Source organism: Novipirellula sp. (genome assembly GCF_041583735.1).
Classification (GTDB): Bacteria; Planctomycetota; Planctomycetia; order Pirellulales; family Pirellulaceae; genus Novipirellula.
In genome coordinates, this window is sequence record NZ_JBFHFD010000854.1 from 1 (window position 1) to 3107 (window position 3107).

Here is a 3107-nt window from a genome sequence, read left to right on the forward strand (position 1 = left end):
AAGCCGTCGCTGCGGGACTCACGAACAGCCACGAAGTGGCGGCATGTTGTCGCCATGGGCGTCAGCCCATGGAACGCGCACACGTCATACGCTGTAAGTCCCGAAGGGACGACAGGAGATTCCGCACCCACGATTCCTGCCGCCCCTTCGGGGCTCTGTGATCGTGTTTGCACCCAAACCATGGACTCACGTCCATGGCTAGATCCTATCGTCGCGTTGCGACTGGGAGGACAGAATGGATCGATTTGCTTGGTTGGTACCGAGATCGATGGAACAGAGCGGCTTCTTTACAATCTTTCTGTCGCACCAATCTTTCTGTCCTCTCATGCAGTATGAGCGAGCTTGAACGCTGGAACAGGGCAGACTCAGAATCGATGGAACGATACGGTGTGCGCAGACGAAAGGAAAAATTGGTGCGACAGAAACATGAGACTGCCATCGCGATTCGTGACAGAACACGATTGCTGGCGTTGTCTCCATTTTTTAATCTAACATCTTTTAACCTTTTCGCTGCAGCTCAGGTGCGTTGCACTCTGGCCGCAACACCTGCCGTCACTTCGCGACTCTGTGCACTGGGATGCGTCCTCTTCCATGGACTCTCGTTCATGGCGATTGCCTGTCGTCACTTCGTGACTATTCACTCGCGAAACACACTAAACCGTTGGCTCAGGCCAACGGCAGGTCATGTTTCGGCCTCCGGCCTATTCGCTTGCCAGTTAAATCAGCAGTCTCCTTCGCCAGCGGAGAGGTGACCGCAGCTATGCTTGGTTTTCCCGATCAACGGACTCACGTTCGCTGCGATTGCACGTACCAATATCGAGAAAGAAAAAAGCGACGCGGATTTCGGCGTAAGAACCGCGGGTCCTTCATCGTGGTGGGTTGCCGATGCAGTACAGCGAGTCTCCGCTGCGCAAGAAGAAATTGCCTTGCGAAACCGCGATCGATGCCATCGTTTTCCCCTCCAGCTTGTTCGTGGCAACCTTTTTGTATTCCGCCCCAGGCTCGATCACCGTGGTGACGCCTTCTTCGGAGGTGATATAGATTCGGCCGTCCGCTAACAGTGGCGATGCGGAATAGTTGCCGCCGAGTCGTTCTTGCCAGACAATGTCACCCGTTGCCGCCTAAAGACAGTACAGGATGTTGTCACGCGTAATCGTGTAAAGGTATGGCTTGACGTACAGCGGCGATGGCAACGCCGGAACGCCGCGTGTTTGTTCCCAGGCAATATGCGACTCGGTCACATCTCCGTGACCGCCCGGGCGAATCGCTCGGATCGTCGGCTCTTCGAAACCGGACGAGGTAAAAATCAAACCTTCACCGAGCACGGGTGAGGGTGTCACGCCCTCGCCCTGGCTGTAGACCGACCAAATTCGCTCGCCTGTTTTAACGTCATGTGCCTGCACGCGGTCGCCGCCGGCACTGACGACTGTCTTTCCGTTGTCGATCGTAATCGGCATCACATGTCCAACTCGGGACAGTCCTCGCTTGCCGCGCCATTTGGTTTTGCCAGTCTCCTTTTCGATCGCCAGCAGGACGGCCTGGTCCCACGGTTCCTTCCAACCGACTCGCTGCTCTTGTGGACTGCTGCCATCGAACGGCATGATCAACAGTTCGCCGGCAAGCATCGGCGAGGCCGCCGATTCCGATGTCATTGATCGGAATGATCTTTGGACACATGTGGATGGGGATGGAGATTTCCATGCCCAGTTTGGTGGGATTCGTTTCACTTGCGGGGATTGTGGTCAATGACTCGATTCTGCTGGTACTGTTTTTGAAGAAGGAACGCTCCGAAAGCAAACCGAGTTACGACTCCGCTCGCAGCGCAAGCCGCCTTCGCTTTCGCGCGATCATGTTGACCAGTATCACCACGATGGCGGGGCTGTTGCCATTGACGCTCGAGAAAAGCACGCAAGCCCAGGTGTTGATTCCGACGGCGGTTTCGATTGTGTTTGGGCTGCTCAGTTCCACGATCCTGGTTTTGATCGTCATCCCCTGTGTCTACGTCGCGGCATGCGACGTCGGACTGATCCGCGACCGGACGATCACGAATCGAGTTCGATAACCTAACCCATCAAACGTAGTGGACGACGCTACGAGTCCCCAAGCTTGCCGCCCACCGCAGGACTCGTTGCCTCGTCCACTACCGGGGCGTCGCTGATCGAGGACTCGCCTTGAGATGCAGACGCGTTCTGATCTCCAGAAACGCGTGATCAATTCCAACTGACGTGATTTAGACGTCCAGATTTCGTACGTCCAGCGCGTGCTTCTCGATGAATTCGCGGCGAGGCTCGACCTTTTCGCCCATCAGCAGGCGGAACATTTCGTCCGCAGCACCGACGTCGGTCATATTCACCTTGACAAGCGTTCGGTTCACAGGATCGAGGGTTGTTTCGCGGAGCTCCTCCGCGTTCATTTCACCCAGTCCTTTAAAGCGAGTCACTTGCAACCCTTTTTCACCCGCCGCCCGCACTTCGGGAAGTAGTTCGCGAAGATCCTCAAGCGGACGCCGGACATCTTCACCGCGAACCAATTCAAACCGCGCCGTGGTCGACCCCGTTCGCTCGATCGGGATCAAGTCTTCTAACGTGAACTGCAATGGCACAAGGTCCTTCAATCCACTGTTGATCGTTCGCACTTCATGAAGCTCGGCCAAGTGGGCGAATACTTCGGGCGCCGCTGGCTCGGCCGTCGCCTCTCCTGCTTCGTCCGACGTCAGCTTAAGCTCGTCCTCATCGACCTCTTCGTTATCAAGACGCCATCCACGCTCGTTCAGCATCGTCTCGACGTCTTCTTGGTTATGGAACCAATGCTCTTCGTTTTCGTGCGTCAACAATAGCGCCGGCAAGCGGCCGGTGACGGGGTCTTGGCGAACCGCGTGAATCCGCAGACTGAATCCGCGACGTTCGAGTGCCAAAATCGCATCTTCCATCGAAGCCAACGTGATACACAGCTGCCGCATCGTTTCACCTTCGGCGCGGCGTCCGTCTTCGGCTTCGAAATAGGTGTCGTTCAAACCACGTTCAAGCAATTGAGACTTCATCTCTTCTTCGCTCTGAATGTAGTAACGTGACTTGCCGTGCTGGACGCGGAACAATGGCGGCTGAGCC

3 protein-coding genes and 2 pseudogenes are annotated in these 3107 nt (G+C 56.0%); 1 reads left to right on the top strand and 4 read right to left on the bottom strand.

Annotation, left to right across the window (positions count from 1 at the left end):
• Window positions 1-866 precede the first annotated feature (866 nt).
• From ABX962_RS33735 to ABX962_RS33745, 3 genes and pseudogenes are all read right to left on the bottom strand, one after another.
• On the bottom strand, window positions 867-1010 hold the full coding sequence (locus ABX962_RS33735; protein WP_372726063.1) for a hypothetical protein: 144 nt from the start codon (window positions 1008-1010) through the stop codon (window positions 867-869).
• Window positions 1011-1016: 6 nt separating this feature from the next.
• Window positions 1017-1106: pseudogene (locus ABX962_RS33740) on the bottom strand (PQQ-binding-like beta-propeller repeat protein); the annotation flags it as partial.
• Between the two features lie 15 nt (window positions 1107-1121).
• A complete protein-coding gene (locus tag ABX962_RS33745) occupies window positions 1122-1652 on the bottom strand; it encodes a PQQ-binding-like beta-propeller repeat protein (RefSeq protein WP_372726064.1) in 531 nt (176 codons plus the stop codon).
• Between ABX962_RS33745 and ABX962_RS33750 the strand changes: the two genes are divergently transcribed.
• Window positions 1646-2062, top strand: a complete 417-nt coding sequence (locus tag ABX962_RS33750) for an efflux RND transporter permease subunit (RefSeq protein WP_372726065.1) — start codon at window positions 1646-1648, stop codon at window positions 2060-2062. The two genes, ABX962_RS33745 and ABX962_RS33750, sit on opposite strands and share 7 nt — an antisense overlap.
• Before the next feature lie 168 nt (window positions 2063-2230).
• Here the strand turns inward: ABX962_RS33750 and ABX962_RS33755 are convergent.
• A pseudogene (locus ABX962_RS33755) lies at window positions 2231-3107 on the bottom strand (DNA gyrase subunit B); the annotation flags it as partial.

What these genes read in the sequence shown, in the direction of transcription:
- ABX962_RS33750 (WP_372726065.1), top strand. Translation starts at nt 1,646, where the DNA reads ATGTCATTGATCGGAATGATCTTTGGACACATGTGGATGGGGATGGAG.
- ABX962_RS33745 (WP_372726064.1), bottom strand. Translation starts at nt 1,652, where the DNA reads ATGACATCGGAATCGGCGGCCTCGCCGATGCTTGCCGGCGAACTGTTG.